The organism is Paraburkholderia sp., from assembly GCF_047605525.1.
Classification (GTDB): domain Bacteria; phylum Pseudomonadota; class Gammaproteobacteria; order Burkholderiales; family Burkholderiaceae; genus Paraburkholderia.
The window spans coordinates 148,261-164,163 of record NZ_JASGFN010000012.1 but is presented as its reverse complement, the minus strand read 5'-3'; the positions used below and the strand labels follow the sequence as shown (position 1 = coordinate 164,163).

Sequence of the window (15,903 nt, the reverse complement as noted above, 5' to 3'; positions counted from 1 at the left end):
TGCCATCATGAGATGGCAGGCAGACTCAGTACGCAGTTGTGGAGCGCAGGAGAGAACTCTCATTTAATATTTAGTGCATTGATAACAAAGGAAATTTCAATCTGGCTGTCTCATCGGTGTACTCGCTAGTGTACTCAGTTGAGATGTGCTGTTTTCTTTCGAATTGTCGTTGAAACGCAACATTCACGCGTGCGAAGTCTTGTTACCATGCGCCGCCGGCAAAGGAGCAAATATCTCTGTCTCCCCTACCTTGGTCTATAAGTCTCTGATTCCCAGTACTTATTGAGGTGGAACATGCATTGCCCGCGCTTCGGCCCATGTGGTGAAGCGCGGGGCGGCAAGGCACAAAAGGCCCTGTTCATGTGCGAACAATGCTGCCGGACCAGGTTCAATTCGCCCGCCACGATCGCGATTGCAGGCGCGTAGTCATCGATGCGCACTCGACTCTTTCGCCTGTTATCTCGATCAACGCATCTGCAGGATGATGACGTTGCTGATCGAAGGATTCGTTCGCTCACGGATGGCTTTCACTTCATCAGGGTTGACCGCACCGCCCTTGTTGCCCCAAGAGGTCCTGACGAAAGTAAGGACATCAGCAATTTCCTGATCGGAGAGCTGGTTGCGGAAAGGCGGCATGCGATAAGCATCAGGAACGCCGTTGGTGACAATGCGCCCCGAGCCATTTAACGTTACATTGATCGAAGAAGCGTTCTCCATGGCCATGGACGATGCGCTCCCTGCGAGCGGAGGAATCCACTGTCCCTGCCCGCGCCCGTCCGCTCCGTGGCAATAGCTGCACCTCGCCATGAAGGTCTGCGCCCTGGGGAATTTCATTCGCTGGTCGAGGGCGAGGGCCGTATTGGAAGCTGCGTTGTAATGCCAGGGGGGGCCGTCACGCCCAGGATCACCTGGCAGCGACTTGAGATAGCGTGCGATGGCCCTGAGGTCGTTGTCCGTCATGAACTGCGTCGAGTTGTTGAATGCATCCGTCATCGAACCGAAAACGACGGCATGCGCGTTTCGTCCCGTTTTGAGGAACTGGACGACGTCTGCCTCGCTCCAGCGGCCCAGACCCGTATTCGGATCGCCGCGCAGGCTGGGCGCATACCAGCCATCCAGCAACGCACCCGAAAGATAGAGCGGACTGCTTTCGTCGAGCGCCTTTTCGTTCATCGCTGCGCCGCGCGGCGTGTGGCAACTGCCGCAGTGACCTGCACCCTGAACGATATAGGCACCGCGGTTCCACAACTGCACATCAGCAGCGCTGACAGCTTTTGACTCATAGGAACCGGATTGAAGGAAAACCGCGTTCCACAGCGCCAGCGGCCAGCGCGTGTTCGGCGGCCAGGGAATTCCACCGGGCATGTTCTCCTGATGAACGGGACTGATCTCGTGCATGAAGTAGGCATAGAGCGCACGGAGATCATCGTCGCTGAGCTTCGCATAGGACGGATAGGGCATCGCCGGATAAAGCCGATGTCCGTCGCGTGCCACGCCATGGCGCAGAGCCCGGTCGAAGTCCGCCAGGCTGTACAGGCCGATCCCGGTTTCCCTGTCGGGCGTGATGTTCGTGGTGAAGATCGAACCCATTGGCGTGGCCATTTCCAGCCCACCGGCAAACGGTTTGCTGGACGGCGTGCTGTGGCACGCGACGCAGTCGCTGAGGCGCGCAAGGTATTGGCCGCGCTGGACCAATGCCGCCGACGGAACTTCCGTGCTCGCCGCGCCGTCGAAAGGGGACGAGGGCGTGCGCCTCACGAACCACGCCACTAAGGTTGCTACGACGAGGCAGACCAGCAGGAGGCAGGCCAGGACTTTTCTGAAACGGCGTTTCGTCATGTGTTGTCACTGTCTCTGGAAGTGGCGCTTGACCTACGCGAAGCTGTAGCGTGAAAGCGGCATGGAGCGGATGCGCTGGCCAGTCAGGTGGGAAACAGCATTGGCGACAGCGGGAGGGACAGCTGGCAGTGGCGGTTCGCCAACCCCACCCATTTTTGCGCCGCTCTCGATGATACGAACGTGCACACGTGCCATGCGATCTGGCGGCAGGATCGGATACATATCGTAGTTGCGCGCCACTGGCACGCCGTTTTCATACACTGCCTCTTCGAGCAGCACCTGCGAAAGTCCGAGTGCCACGGCTCCATTGACCTGTGCCTCGACAATCGCGGGATTCACAATACTGCCTGGGTCGATGGCCTCCCAGACATCATGCACCTGAACCCGGCCGTCCTTGATCGACACTTCCGCGATCACAGCAGTCTGCGAGCCGAACGGCGACGCCATGGCGACACCGCGCGCCCGGCGTGTCCCGTCCTGCGCCGTAAAAGGGCCGCGCTGCCAGCCGCCAGACAGGTCGCCCACGGCACGCAGCAGGTTGGTTAGCCGAGGGTTACCTTCAAGGAGTCGCATCCTCAACTCGTAGGGGTCCTGGCTGCCCTTATCGGCGAGTTCGTCGAGGAACGTTTCATAGAGAAAGTCGTTCATGGAGTTGCCTACTGAGCGCCAGTAACCGCACATCACCGGCGTCTTCACGTAGAGCTGGGCGATCCGGCGATCGGCAATCGCATAGGACTTACCAGTCAGCCCCTCCAGGGCGCTGTCGTCGAGTTTCGCGCCCCGTTTGTTGTTGACGTTCTCGGTCGGGCCTTCCGTGGCGCTCACGGCTTCCAGGGCCACGGGCATGCCATTCCCATCGAGCCCGCCGCGAAAGCGCACTACTGCCATTGGACGCAGCACGTCACGCAGAAATTCTTCTTCGCGGCTCCAGATGACCTTGACCGGGCGACCGGTTTCCTTCGCCAGTTGAATTGCCTGGGGATAGGGGTTCGCGGTGTTGTAGAGGAAGTGGCGTCCGAAAAAACCGCCGAGCAGCGGCGAATGAATGTTGATTTTTGCCGGGTTGAGTCCCGTGCGTTTGGCGATGTCTGCCAGAAACAGGTCCGGTGCCTGGTTGGGCAGCCAAAGGTCCAGCGTACCGTTCGGGTTAAAACGCGCCAGTGTCGAAGGTGGCTCGAGTTGCGCGTGGTTGAGGTACTGGCTCGAGTAGGTCGCGCTGACGACGGTGTGTGCGTTGTTTAACGTATCAGCGACGTGGCCATGTGTCTCCGCGTCTTCACCGGAACCCGGCTCACCGGCGAGCCGCTCACGGAAGGCCTTTGTCGAGAAGTCAGCTGGCATGGCGCGCAACGTGGAGCCCGCTGCCGGTTCCTGCCAGTCCACCTGCGCAGCTTCGGCCGCGCGCTTCGCGTTCCACCACCGCTCGGCGACGACTGCAACCGCACCGGGCAGACGGTGGACGGAATGCACGCCTTTCATCGCCTTGATCTGGTTCTCGTTACGGATGGCGCCGACCGTCATGCCCAGCCGCGGCGCGTGCTGCACGGCCGCGTGCAACATGTCGTCAACGCGGATATCGATGGTATACACGGCCTTGCCAGTCGACTTTTCGTAGACATCGAGCCGCTTGACTGGCTTTCCAATCCAGCGGTACTGACCCGGATCTCTGAGTTTCACGCTGGCCGGATCCGGTACCGGCAGATCCATCGCCAGGGGCGCGAGCTGACCATAGGCTAGCGCACGGCCCGAGGCCACGTGGACGACGCGTCCCGGCTGGGTGGTCAGTTCGCCGACAGGAACACCCAGACGCTGGGAGCCTGCCTGCAACAACATCGATCGCGCCAGCGCGCCGAGCCGGTGCATCGCCGGCGAGCCAAAACGGACCGACATGCTGCCGCCGGTGATCCGCATACCGTTATCCATGACGACATACGCGGGGCCGGGAGGAGCATTCTCGACGATGAAGGTTGCCGGATCGGCATCAAGCTCCTCGCCGACGATCTGGGCCATCGCGGTAAAGGTGCCTTGCCCACCTTCAATAAAGGGGCTCTGCAGGCGGATCGTGTTGTCCGGTCGGATCTCGAGGAAAGCTGGTACCCGCGTGCCCCGCACCTCGGGCGTCGCGCGGGCCTGGGCCCGTGCCGTACCAACCGGCAAGCCAAAACCGAGAACGAAAGCGCCGGCCACGGTACCTGCCGATGCCTGCAGGAAGCGTCGCCGGGAAACGTTCGTCGGGACCTCTGCAGTCGGGAACGCTTTAACCTGAACAGACATGTCCGTTACCTTCGTCATGATGCGTCTCTCCCGTTGCCGGTTGTGTCGGGCGAATTTGTGCTGACCATGCCTGATGATCCGACGCCTGCAAAAGCAGTCGTTGCTGTCACCACGGTCCCGCGTGTCACGTGGACCGGAAACTCGCTGGCAGATCCGGCCGCGGCGATCTGGCCGCCATGCCCACCGGCCAGCTCATGCACGGCAGCATTGATCGCGTTGTAGGTGCCGCAGCGGCACAGGTTGACCATCGCCGCAGCAATCTCTTCGTCAGTGGGGTGGGGCGTTTGCCGGAGCAGCGAAGTCGCCGCCATCACCTGGCCGGATTGACAGTAGCCGCACTGAGGCACCTGATGCTTCACCCAGGCCTCGACAACGCGCTTGCCCAGATCGTCTGTCTCGATTGCCTCGATCGTGGTGATCTTGCGGCCTGCCACGCTTTCCACCGGCGTGACACAGGAGCGCATGACCGTGCCATCCACCAGGACGGAACAGGCGCCACATTGCGCGATGCCACAGCCGTATTTCGTGCCTGTCAGGCCGAGTTCGTCGCGGATCACCCACAACAGGGGCGTATCGGCATCAGCTTCGACGCCGTAGGTCTTGCCGTTGATCTGAAGTTCCATAGCTCTCTCTCATCCTGTGCTTGACGTTGCAATCTGGCTGCCAGCAACACCCTGCCTGTTCGCGAACTCCGACATCCTGAGGAATGGCTCGACTACCGTACCTCCTCTGCCCGGAGAGCGGAAGCACAATGCCACGAGGCCCGCTCTTTCCAATGCGGCATGACGGTGGGAGACCATCATTGATGGGACTCGCAGCATCTGGCCAGAGCAGGCCTGCGGACACGATGCGACAGGCGCGAAGGCCGCATGGACGTCGCTAAAGCCGGCCGATGCGTTGCGTTTTTCCGGGCGGAATACGGATGGTGCTGCTATTCACCGCCGATCTCCCAGACCATCGAAATCAAGGACAATGCGTCCGCGCAGGCCACCTTCGTTGAGGCGACGATGGGCCGCTACCGCCTCGGTTGCCGGAAAGACCGCAGCGACCCGCACGGCCAGCAGACCGCTGGTGACCTGCTGGCCGAGGCGGGCCATGGCAACGTGATCGGTGATGCGCTCACGCACATTGACAAACACGCCCTTGATGCCACGCTCGAAGCTGTCGTCGGTCCCACGCCGCAGAGTGATTACCGTTCCGTTGTCGAGAATGGCAGATACAATCTGCTTGCCCAGGCCCGCGGCGTCCACCACGGCATTGACGCCTGTGGGATACGCATGACGTACCCGCGCGGCCACGTTCTCCCCGCGAACGATGACATCGGCGGCGCCGGCGGAGCCCAGGAATGCCTCGTCTTGCGGCGCCGCGATCGCGACCATTCGTAGCCCCTCGTCGTTACCCAGAGCGAGGGTATAGGCACCGACCGCGTCCGCGGCGCCCGTGACCAGCACCGTAGAACGTCGCGGCAGACGAAGGGTGTCCAGCGCGTTTCGGGCGGTCAGCGCATTCATCAGGAACGATGCGGCGGCAGAAAAGGTCAGGCTCGCCGGCACCGCGATGACGGACGCAGCAGGCAGGCATACATACTGGCTGTAGCCACCGTAGCCGCCGAAATTGTCCACCACCCCGACCACATCATCGCCAACGGCGACGCCGGACTGCGGATCGATGCCTTCACCCAGCTCGTCAATGGTGCCGGCGATGTCCATGCCTGGCACAAAAGGTGGTTGCGCTTCGGCAAACCACCCTGCGAGAGAACCATCGCGCACCATGACGTCGACCGGGTTGATGCCGGCAGCGCGCACTTTCACGCGCACCTGGCCCGGTCCCGGATGCGGGTCGGGAAGAGCCACCAGATGCAGAACTTCCGGGCCACCGTAGCTGTTCAGTCCCACTGCGTGCATGTGCTGCTCCTTACTTGCCAGCGCGCGAGATCGTCACGCGGACCTGACCTGACCGGTTAAGCGCCTCCATACCGGAAGTAATCCTGGCGATCCTGATGACACCCGATGCATCTGGCCCATGGCCGCGATAGAACGCGATGTTCTTCCACGGCGCGTAGTAGGCGATGTCACCCACGGTGCCCGCATCGGTTGGAGGGGCGCCCGCTTCCGAAAGGCCCCTAGGCAGGGCGCCGCTGACTTTCTCGGCGTCGCTCAAATCCCGCAGTGTCATGGTAAGCGGCAACAGCGACGCAAAATCCCGTGCAGTCGGGTTGTCGTCCAGCGTCGCCGTCATGACCTTTGCCCCTATGTCGATACGGATATTCACGTCATGGGCTCCTTCCGGTGCGGACACGGCTTCGCTGCCGGCAATACCTGCTTCGGTCGCGTTCGATGCCGCGTGTACGGAACTGGCGAACGCGCTGCAGGTAACCAGCAGGACAAGCAGGATGCCTTTGTGCGTTATCGGTTTCGTGGCGACACGATGCATGGTATTGCCCTTTACGCGAGATGGTTGCGGAAGAGCGCGGTGGGGTTGCCTCATCCGGTACGGGTGCTGAAATCAATACCCAACGCCTGTGGTCACCTTGATAAGACGAGGGCGATGTATCATTCGACGAGGCCGAACAGGTGTTATCGCCGCTTTGAATCTGTCGGGCCAGCCGCGCGCAGTGCGTCGACGACCAGTGCGAACGCAGGCGAAGGTTGTCTGCGGCTTGGGTAATAAAGGTGATACCCGGGGAATGGCGCACACCAGTCTTCGAGAACGCGAGTAAGGCGGCCGTCCTCGATGTGCGGCGCGAACTCCGCCTCCGGAAGAAATGCAATACCGAGGCCAGCGAGTGCTGCATCCACCATGCTGGGAGATGTGTTGAAGATGATTTGACCATCTACCCGCACGTTCAATTTCTGGCCACGGCGCTCGAAATCCCAGACGAAAAGTCCTCCCCCCGTCTGCATGCGATGATTGATGCAGTTGTGATTGAGCAGGTCACGTGGGTTTCTGGGAACAGGATGGGTCTCGAAGTACGTTGGCGAGGCCGCGACCGCCATGCGCAACGGTGGCCCGACGGGAACGGCGATCATGTCTTTGTCGATAGTGGCACCGAGGCGAACGCCTGCATCGAAGCGGTCCGCGACGATATCCCTGAAGCCGTAGTTGACGTCGAATTCGACCTTGATGTCGGGATATTCGCGTGCCAGCGGCGTAAGTTTGGGTAGGAGCGTCGTCCGGAGAACATGCTCGCCGCAGGTGATTCGCACCGTGCCGGCGGGCTTATCGCGCATCTCGGTTAGTTCATCCAGCTCGGCGTCGATTTCGTCGAGGCGATGGCCGATGGTTTTCAACAGGCGCTCGCCCGCGGCAGTGGGCGAGACGCTGCGGGTGGTGCGCGTGAGCAGCCGGATATCGAGCCGTGCTTCAAGGCCGCTAATGGCCTGACTTAACGCCGATTGCGTCACGCCCAGTATCGCAGCTGCACGGGTGAAGCTGCCCTCGCGCGCGACCATTACGAAATACAGAAGGTCATTGAGGTTCCGTCTAACCATTGGTGGAGTATCTCATGGAACATTGATTAGCAAATCTTATAAGGCCTTTAAGAATTCATCAGGTAGTAAAGTGCTGACCTGTGGGAGACCATCATCGGCTAGGAGAAGTCGACGAGCAGCAACTGGCACCATCCGATGTCAGCCTGAAGTGAAAGGCGATGACTGTGTTCCGATGTTCTGCTGACTGAAGCATCCGTCGGGCTCGTAGATGCGTTACCTGAAGATGTGGCGGCATGCCAAGGGTTGGTGCGCGACCATTTTTTTCCGCCGAAAGCCATGATTGAGCGAGTAGCAGACTTAGGAATCTGGAATAGCCCATCTACGAGAGCGGCTCGTGACCAGGTTTAGGTGCAACGCAATCGGCGCTACGCATAGGTGACGGCCTACGCTGCAGCCGCAAGTTGTATGACCCTGAGGGGAGATACCCGGAACCGTAACAGGATTCGCATGCCTCAAGCAAATGTTGATGCTTGAGCGATACACGTGACGGCGGAGCTTGTGCGCATGCGATGCGATTCAATCGTTCTTGGACGTCCGGCGCCAACTATTGGCCCCTAGCAATGGTGGCCACGCGTACTGCCGATCTGAACGCTCCGGATCTGCTGCATCGCATTGGATTTCCTGCGGTGAACTGTCGTCGAGGCCAGGCACAATACAGATTAATCGGTTGCAGTCGCGGATACTGATGCCTGGCAGTGCGTTCCTTCAAACCATATCAGTAATAGAAGAGGGCAATCATGATCGAGGATAAGGTTGTAATCATCACCGGCGCATCATCTGGAATCGGAGAGGCGACTGCGAAGTTGCTGGCCAGCAAAGGAGCCCATGTTGTGCTCGGTGCACGACGTGAGGACAAACTGAAGCGCATCGCGGACGAGATTGAGCAGGACGGTGGTCGCGCGGTCTGGCAAGCGCTGGATGTCACTCAGCAATCTGCGAATGACAACGTCGTTGAGCTTGCCAGGAGTACCTTTGGCCGCGTTGATGCCATATTTCTCAATGCTGGTCTTATGCCAAATTCGCCGCTATCTGCTCTGAAAACCGATGACTGGCATCGAATGGTTGATGTCAACGTCAAGGGTGTTCTGAACGGTGTCGCAGCGGTACTACCGATCTTCGTTAAACAGAAATCCGGACATGTTATTGCTACATCTTCGGTTGCAGGACTCAAGGCTTATCCGGGTGGCGCCGTCTATGGCGGGACGAAATGGTTCCTGCGCGACTTCATGGAAGTTCTCCGTATGGAATCTGCAATGGAAGGAACAAACATTCGCACTGCAACGATTTATCCCGCGGCCGTCAATACGGAGCTCCTGGCGACGATCAGTCAGAAGGAGACGCTCAGCCAGATGCAGGGTATATATGACATGTACGGAATTTCGCCGGATCGGATCGCCAGCGTCGTTGCGTTCGCAATAGATCAGCCTGAAGACACGACGATCAATGAGTTCACGGTTGGACCAGCCAGCCAGCCCTGGTGAAAGGGTAGCGGACGCGTGAAACCTTCACGCGAGCGAATCCATCACGGTACAGGTGTTGGCGGCCGGTATTGACGAGAACGCGGCACACTCACCGACGATCAAGGCCGCCCAGATGCATGGGGTGTCTGCGATGGTGACTAAGATCGAACGCGTGTATCTTGGCGGTAACCGTGAATTCGTCGAACACTCGCGTGACCTCGTCCGGTTCGCCCGGTACATCGGCGCGGTGCAGAAGTAGGACATCAAAGATATCGGTACGCAGCGAGGCCAATGAGCGATTCACCGCTTTCACAATTTGCTCATAGAAGCGCTCATGGTAAGAGCTGCGGCATTCCGCTCGTATCAGACTTCATTGGGAAAAAGACCATTGCTAGCGTCGTCTCAACCACCGCTCGGATCTCTCCGGAAATCACGATAACGATGTCGACAGTATCTGTAGTATGTATTCCGGGTATGTAGACCGAGATATTAGTGCCAGCATAGGCAAGGGATTGCGGGTAACCGCCTCGTAATCCCACGGGCTGTCTTGGGGGGCGGGAGTGACGACTTATGTATAACCGTGAGACGGCAGAATTATCACCCATGCGTCGGGTGTGTTCTGGGCCATGACCTACCTTGGGTCAGCAGCCTTCTTCGTCCAGGCTGTCTGCAATGCATAGCGCACACTCTTCCAGATGGAGAAGCGTATGATTTGCGGCGTTTTTAATTTGAGAATGGTGATATGAAAAGCTATCGCATCGCGACGATACCGGGGGACGGAATTGGCAAGGAAGTGGTTCCCGCTGGCCGCCAAGTCCTCGAAGCCGTAGCAAGCACTACGAACTGCTTCGGTTTCGAGTTCGAGAATTTCGGCTGGGGTGCCGACTACTATCGCGAGCACGGCGTAATGATGCCTGAGAATGGCCTTGACGCAATCCGTAAGAAGGATGCGATCCTGTTTGGCTCTGCAGGCGATCCCGGCGTGCCAGACCACATCACGCTGTGGGGTTTGCGCCTTAAGATCTGTCAGGGGCTTGACCAGTATGCAAACGTGCGCCCGACACGCATTCTGCCCGGCATCGATGCTCCTCTGAAGCGATGCAAGCCGGAAGAACTGGACTGGGTCATCGTCCGGGAGAATTCGGAAGGGGAATACTCCGGCGTGGGAGGACGTGTTCACCAGGGACACGCGATCGAAACGGCAACCGATGTATCGATCCTCACGCGTGCCGGCGTTGAGCGCATCATGCGCTTCGCATTTCGTCTTGCCCAGTCACGCCCGCGAAAGCTGCTGACTGTCGTTACCAAGAGCAACGCCCAGCGCCATGGGATGGTGATGTGGGACGAAATTGCACTGCAAATCTCAAGAGAGTTCCCTGACGTTAAATGGGACAAGGAACTCGTCGACGCATCGACGGCCCGCATGATCAACCGTCCCGAGACTCTGGACACGATCGTCGCGACCAATCTGCACGCCGACATTCTGAGTGATCTGGCCGCCGCGCTCGCTGGCAGTCTGGGCATTGCTCCGACCGGCAACATCGATCCCGAAGGGCGCTATCCGTCGATGTTCGAGCCTATCCATGGATCGGCCTTCGAGATTATGGGCAAGGGAGTCGCTAATCCCATCGGGACATTCTGGTCGGTCGTGATGCTGCTCGACCACCTCGGCGAATCTGAGGGCGCGGCGATCGTCATGCGAGCGATCGAAGCGGTTACTGCCGATCCATCCCTTCATACAAGCGACCTCGGCGGCAAGGCAACCACCGCGCAGGTAACTGCCGCCGTTTGCGCACTGGTCAGCAAAGTTCAGGGCTGATTCAGCGCGCTTCCAGGGGCTGACGAGCGAGCCAGCCCCGTACCGACGCAGTCGCGTCACATTAGGGTGGTCAGGGCAAAGGGCATTGTGGGTGTACGCCCGATTTACGACAGCCGGGGCCTCGGACGTGTGCCTGCCAAGGACCGAAGCACTACTCAGGTAGAGTGGTCTTCCTTGCTTCGAGAAATCAGTGCGGTGGCTGGTTGCCGACGTGGCAGCCAGTACGCACAGGAGATTACGAAGCTCTGTCTGTCCGCAGCGCTTATGGTCAGCAAAGCTTACCGTCGAACAGAGAAAAACAAACTGTACGGCGATGGCGGTGACGGCGCAAACTAAATATATAACGTTGGCGACCCTAGGTTACCTCAATACGGAGACGATTTGCACCCGAAGCCCGCCGCACTCTTGCGCTACGACAAGGTCTCGAGTATGGGCGCTGGAGCTGCCAGCAAACCCACATCCGACTCACCGCGGCTCTACTGCCTAACTGTGTCAGGCAGACGGTCCGGATCGGCAGGATTGCTCATCTCTGCAACGCGGAGATGGGATCGCCGCAGGCTCTTATCTCCGTAGATCACGGTTCATTCACTTTGACTCAATGCAGCGGATGCCTGCATGGGTTCAGTGTGCCGCACTTTTTGTTGCGACGCAATACGTAGGTAATGCCGCAAGTAATGTGCTTCTGAGGAGAGCTTTCAATGTCCTGGAATGTGAACGCCGGCGCACGACTTGACCGGCTCCCGCTCGGATCTTTCCATACACGTGTCCTGTGGCTGGTCGGCATGGGCATGTTTTTTGATTCATTCGACAATACGCTGTCGAGTTCGGTCCTGGCGTCGATGCTGCACAGTGGCTGGTCGACGCTGCAGATGAATTCATTGTTCATGTCCGCCACCTTCTTCGGGCTCACAATCGGTGCGGGACTTGCCGGATGGTTGAGTGACCGCTTCGGGCGGCGGTTTGCGTATCAGTTCAATCTTGCCATCTTCGGCGGACTGGCGATTCTCTCGGCGTTTGTGCCATCCATGTCCTGGCTCATCGCATGCCGATTTGTGATGGGGCTCGGGATGGGCGCCGAGTACGTGATGGGATATGGGCTGATCATCGAGTTCGTGCCTCCTGCTTACCGTGGAAGATATCTGGGTCTGCTTGCGTTGATTGGTGGGTCAGGGGTGTTTATTACTTCGGTAGTCGCTGCGATCGTGATTCCCTGGTTGGGTTGGCGCCCGATGTTTGTGATTGGTGGCGTTGGTACGCTGTGGGTCTGGTGGATGCGTCGCCACCTGCCTGAGTCACCCCGCTGGCTGGAGCGCGTTGGCCGCAACGCTGAAGCAGAAGAGATCCTGCACGCCATTGAGAAAGAGGCGGGTATCACCCAACCGCTGCCCGGCGGCCAGCAGACGCCGGCGAAAGAACCACATTGGGTACCGATTTCTGCGCTTTTCTCCAGGAAGATCCTCCGGCGGACGATACTCGCGATTATCGTCAACGTCATCTGTCTGTTTGGTTCGTACAGCCTTACCGGATGGATGCCGACCTTCTTCGTCAAGCAGGGCATGAGCGTTACCCATTCGCTCGGCTTCAACGCTGCCATGATGGGGGGCTGGATCGCTGGACCTCTTTTCCTTGCGTACATCTCGGACCGCATTGGACGCCGTTCTGCAATCATGCTCTTCGGTGCTGTCTGCGCGGTTCTCGGCGCAATCTATCCGTTCCTGAGTTCCTCCATTCTGATCGTACTTTGCGGCTTTCTGCTCGTGTCGGCGGTTGCAATTTTCCTGACGCTGGGTCTTGGTACGACACCGGAACTGTTCCCGACCGAATACCGCTTCCGTGGCGGTGGCGTTGCTCAGATGATCGGTCGACTGGGGTTGATTGGTTCGCCCTTCATTGTGCTGGCGCTTTTTAATCGATTCGGCATCACCGGTGTAGTAGGCGCAATTGCAGGGGCTTATCTCTTCGTTGCTGCGCTCATGCTGTTTGCGGGAATTGAAACCAACCAGCAGTCTCTTGAGGCGCTGGAACCCGAGGAAGAGAACGCCGAGCCTCCCGATGTGCTGACGCATCGCGCCTACCGACGCTAGTCGTAGAGGAAACGGCTTGCCAGGTCGGGGAAGGCAAGGATGTCGCGAGCGTTCCACGAACGGCCTCACGCGGCTACCGGTCGGCCTGCGGTGAATCGCACATCTTGGAACCAGAAAAAGGAGGGAATCGGAATATGCGCGGCATTGTCTTTCGTGGCAACTGTACTCTTGAGCTCGCAACGTTCCCGGACCCGACGCCGGACGTTGGCGAAGTCGTTCTGGAAATCAAGGCTTCCGGAATGTGTGGAAGTGATCTGCATTTTTACCGCCAGCCGCAAACCATACCCGGAAGGTCTGTCATCGCGGGACACGAGCCATGCGGAGTCGTGGTTGCGGTCGGCCCTGGCGTCATTGAACCTCATGCGCGCGTGGGTGCACGCGTTATGGTCCATCATTACAGTGGCTGTAGGGGCTGCCCTGACTGCCGCTCGGGCTGGCCACAGATGTGCAGAACAGTGCCGGTCACGGTATATGGCACGGATGCACATGGCGCACATGCACCCTATATGAAGGTGCCAGCCAGCACGTTGGTGCCGCTGGATGAACGACTGAGTTTTGAGGCCGGTGCGGCCATCTCGTGTGGAACGGGTACGGCATGGGGTGCGTTCGAACGCATTGGGCTAACCGGTCGCGATACCGTGGCGATATTCGGTCAGGGCCCCGTCGGACTTTCAGCGACATTACTTGCAAAGGCTCAGGGTGCCATGGTGATCGCACTCGACATCGATGAAAGTCGACGCCGCACGTCCAGAACATTCGGCGCAGACGCAGTGATAAACCCCCAGGACGGTCGGGTTGTTGACGCGATCCACGAACTGACCGACGGAAAGGGAGCAGGTGTCGCGCTGGAGACTTCAGGCGCAGCCGCGGCGAGCCGGGATGCTCTCGACTCCGTAAGCCCATGGGGCACCGTATGCCTTGTCGGCATTGGCGCCGAGTTCAGCTTTTTACTGGCAAAGTACCTTCGGACACAACTGCGCATCCTGACGTCCTGGACGATGTCAATCCCGGGTCAGCAAGCCTGTGCCGATTTTGTAGTCGAGCGGGGAATCGATCTTGACAGGCTGTTCACGGATCGATGGAGACTCGATCAGGCCGAAGAGGCGTATCAGTCCTTCAACCGTCAAAGCGGGGGCAAGGGCGTGTTCCTGATGTAGAGCATGCTTTAGCCATGCAGAAAATCGTTGCTCATGAAACGGAATACAGGAAAGCAGATGACTACTACAAGGGCGGAGGCGATCAAACGCTATCCGAAGCTGGGTCAGCTTGTTACCGGTGAGATGAAATACGGTGATGGTCGATCAACCCTGGACGTCATTGATCCAACGACCGGCACCACTCTTGGCCCTGTGTCGATGGCAACCGAAGCTGACGCGGACGAAGCGCTCGCTGCAGCGAGCGCCGGTTTCGATGTCTGGCGAAAGATGGCTGTGTTTGAGCGCAGCAAACTGTTAAGCAGGGTCGCGGACCGGATACGCGAAAGCGCCGAAGCACTCGCCGAACTGCTGGTACTTGAACTTGGCAAACCGTGGAATGAGGCCCTTGGCGAGATTGAAGTGGCCGCGGGAATGTGGGAATGGGCAGCTGAGGAGGGGCGGCGCGCGTATGGCAGGGTGATTCCGTCGCGAGAGAGCAATGCGCGACAACTGGTACTCGTCGAGCCGGTCGGGCCTGTGGCAGCCTTTGTGACGTGGAACGGACCACTGGTTACGCCGTCGCGCAAGATGTCCGGCGCGCTCGCTGCGGGCTGCTCGATATTGCTCCGAGCGTCTGAAGAGGTGCCTGCGTGCGCGTTCGCACTGGGACAGATCGTGTATGAGTGCGGGCTCCCCGCTGGCGTTCTCTCTGTCCTGTCAGGCGATCCCGTAATGCTTTCGAGCAAGTGGCTCGAAAGCCCGGTGACCCGGGCCGTGACTTTCACGGGTTCGACGCAGGTCGGTAAGCTGCTGGCACAGCAAGCCGTTGCACACATGAAGCGCCCGATCATGGAGCTGGGTGGGCACGCACCAGTCCTGGTCTTTGATGGGGTTGACGTGCAGACTGTTGTCACGCGGGCGGTCGCTGCAAAATTCGCCAATTCCGGGCAGGTCTGTTTCGCACCAACGAGGTTCTATATTCAACGTTCCACCTACGCAGATGTTGTTGAGGCGATGACTGCTGAGGCGAAAAAGGTAGTGGTTGGATGTGGCTTTGACCCTGCGACCCGGATGGGGCCTCTGAAGAGTGAAAGACGTGTCAGGGCGGTAGAAGACCTCGTTAATGATGCGAGGCGATGCGGCCTTCGTGTCACGGCGGGGGGCAGGCGCCTTGACCGCCCCGGGTTCTTCTATGAACCGACGATCGTGGCCGATGCGACTATCGAAGCGAAGCTTTCGAACATCGAACCGTTTGGCCCAATCGCGGCGTTGACACCATTCGACACGTACGAGGAAGCAATAACTCTGGCTAACCGCCTGCCATATGGCCTTGGAGCATACGTCCATGCTCGCGACTTCAAAACGCTTCATCGGGCTACAGTTGATCTCGAGGCTGGCAATGTCATTTGCAATGGGTGGAGAGCGACCTATCCCGAAACACCATTTGGCGGACACAAGGAAAGTGGGATGTTCTCCGAGGGCGGCATCGAAGGACTGCGCGCATTCCAGAACGTCAAGTATGTATCGCTATCTTGATGGCTTTGCGTTTCCGATGACGCCGCGAGTCCGTGTGCGACGCAGGTCCTCTTTCAAGGCGAGACAGGTTCGCAACCCGGGGGGACTCAGTCTCGGGCATTGAACGGAGTAACTGTTCAGGCAAAGGGATCGGTGGAACGTCTCCTCGTGGTCGTCTGCGTTAGCGAAGCTTACCAGGCCATAGAAGAAAACGAACTGTACTTGAACAACTCCTACGCGCAAAATCAACTGCACGATCAGACCGCCAGCGGGAGCACGGTGTGC

Annotated in this window: 11 protein-coding genes; 5 read left to right on the top strand and 6 right to left on the bottom strand. The window is 59.0% G+C overall.

Annotation, left to right across the window (positions count from 1 at the left end):
- Window positions 1-465: 465 nt before the first annotated feature.
- The 6 genes from QM685_RS18810 to QM685_RS18785 form a co-directional block, all read right to left on the bottom strand.
- Window positions 466-1,839 (bottom strand): c-type cytochrome, encoded by a 1,374-nt coding sequence (locus QM685_RS18810; protein WP_415118051.1) that lies wholly within the window; start codon window positions 1,837-1,839, stop codon window positions 466-468.
- A 33-nt stretch (window positions 1,840-1,872) separates the two neighbouring features.
- Window positions 1,873-4,131 (bottom strand): molybdopterin cofactor-binding domain-containing protein, encoded by a 2,259-nt coding sequence (locus tag QM685_RS18805; RefSeq protein ID WP_415118049.1) that lies wholly within the window; start codon window positions 4,129-4,131, stop codon window positions 1,873-1,875.
- Window positions 4,128-4,736, bottom strand: a complete 609-nt coding sequence (locus tag QM685_RS18800) for a (2Fe-2S)-binding protein (protein WP_415118047.1) — start codon at window positions 4,734-4,736, stop codon at window positions 4,128-4,130. The genes QM685_RS18805 and QM685_RS18800 overlap by 4 nt, the downstream gene beginning before the upstream one ends.
- A gap of 312 nt (window positions 4,737-5,048) precedes the next feature.
- The gene (locus tag QM685_RS18795; protein WP_415118045.1) at window positions 5,049-6,017 is read right to left on the bottom strand and encodes an NADP-dependent oxidoreductase; all 969 of its coding nucleotides are present in this window, start codon (window positions 6,015-6,017) and stop codon (window positions 5,049-5,051) included.
- A gap of 10 nt (window positions 6,018-6,027) precedes the next feature.
- The gene (locus tag QM685_RS18790) at window positions 6,028-6,546 is read right to left on the bottom strand and encodes a cyclophilin-like fold protein (RefSeq protein WP_415118043.1); all 519 of its coding nucleotides are present in this window, start codon (window positions 6,544-6,546) and stop codon (window positions 6,028-6,030) included.
- 143 nt (window positions 6,547-6,689) lie between these two features.
- Complete coding sequence (locus QM685_RS18785) at window positions 6,690-7,604, bottom strand: LysR family transcriptional regulator (RefSeq protein WP_415118041.1); 915 nt, start codon at window positions 7,602-7,604, stop codon at window positions 6,690-6,692.
- A 737-nt stretch (window positions 7,605-8,341) separates the two neighbouring features.
- Here QM685_RS18785 and QM685_RS18780 point away from each other — a divergent pair.
- The 5 genes from QM685_RS18780 to QM685_RS18760 all read left to right on the top strand — a co-directional run bounded on the left by QM685_RS18780 (window position 8,342) and on the right by QM685_RS18760 (window position 15,639).
- Window positions 8,342-9,085 carry an SDR family oxidoreductase gene (locus tag QM685_RS18780; RefSeq protein ID WP_415118039.1) on the top strand — a complete coding sequence of 248 codons (744 nt, stop codon included), beginning with the start codon at window positions 8,342-8,344 and terminating at the stop codon, window positions 9,083-9,085.
- 721 nt (window positions 9,086-9,806) lie between these two features.
- A complete protein-coding gene (locus QM685_RS18775) occupies window positions 9,807-10,883 on the top strand; it encodes a tartrate dehydrogenase (protein ID WP_415118037.1) in 1,077 nt (358 codons plus the stop codon).
- A gap of 698 nt (window positions 10,884-11,581) precedes the next feature.
- Window positions 11,582-12,967 carry an MFS transporter gene (locus QM685_RS18770; RefSeq protein WP_415118035.1) on the top strand — a complete coding sequence of 462 codons (1,386 nt, stop codon included), beginning with the start codon at window positions 11,582-11,584 and terminating at the stop codon, window positions 12,965-12,967.
- 134 nt (window positions 12,968-13,101) lie between these two features.
- A complete protein-coding gene (locus QM685_RS18765) occupies window positions 13,102-14,124 on the top strand; it encodes a zinc-dependent alcohol dehydrogenase family protein (RefSeq protein ID WP_415118033.1) in 1,023 nt (340 codons plus the stop codon).
- 33 nt (window positions 14,125-14,157) lie between these two features.
- Window positions 14,158-15,639, top strand: coding sequence for an NAD-dependent succinate-semialdehyde dehydrogenase (locus QM685_RS18760; RefSeq protein ID WP_415118031.1), 1,482 nt, complete (start codon window positions 14,158-14,160; stop codon window positions 15,637-15,639).
- Window positions 15,640-15,903 lie beyond the last annotated feature (264 nt).

Bases quoted from the DNA above. Each gene is read 5' to 3' on its own strand.
- QM685_RS18810 (WP_415118051.1), bottom strand. From the start codon at position 1,839: ATGACGAAACGCCGTTTCAGAAAAGTCCTGGCCTGCCTCCTGCTGGTC.
- QM685_RS18805 (WP_415118049.1), bottom strand. From the start codon at position 4,131: ATGACGAAGGTAACGGACATGTCTGTTCAGGTTAAAGCGTTCCCGACT.
- QM685_RS18800 (WP_415118047.1), bottom strand. From the start codon at position 4,736: ATGGAACTTCAGATCAACGGCAAGACCTACGGCGTCGAAGCTGATGCC.
- QM685_RS18795 (WP_415118045.1), bottom strand. From the start codon at position 6,017: ATGCACGCAGTGGGACTGAACAGCTACGGTGGCCCGGAAGTTCTGCAT.
- QM685_RS18790 (WP_415118043.1), bottom strand. From the start codon at position 6,546: ATGCATCGTGTCGCCACGAAACCGATAACGCACAAAGGCATCCTGCTT.
- QM685_RS18785 (WP_415118041.1), bottom strand. From the start codon at position 7,604: ATGGTTAGACGGAACCTCAATGACCTTCTGTATTTCGTAATGGTCGCG.
- QM685_RS18780 (WP_415118039.1), top strand. From the start codon at position 8,342: ATGATCGAGGATAAGGTTGTAATCATCACCGGCGCATCATCTGGAATC.
- QM685_RS18775 (WP_415118037.1), top strand. From the start codon at position 9,807: ATGAAAAGCTATCGCATCGCGACGATACCGGGGGACGGAATTGGCAAG.
- QM685_RS18770 (WP_415118035.1), top strand. From the start codon at position 11,582: ATGTCCTGGAATGTGAACGCCGGCGCACGACTTGACCGGCTCCCGCTC.
- QM685_RS18765 (WP_415118033.1), top strand. From the start codon at position 13,102: ATGCGCGGCATTGTCTTTCGTGGCAACTGTACTCTTGAGCTCGCAACG.
- QM685_RS18760 (WP_415118031.1), top strand. From the start codon at position 14,158: ATGAAACGGAATACAGGAAAGCAGATGACTACTACAAGGGCGGAGGCG.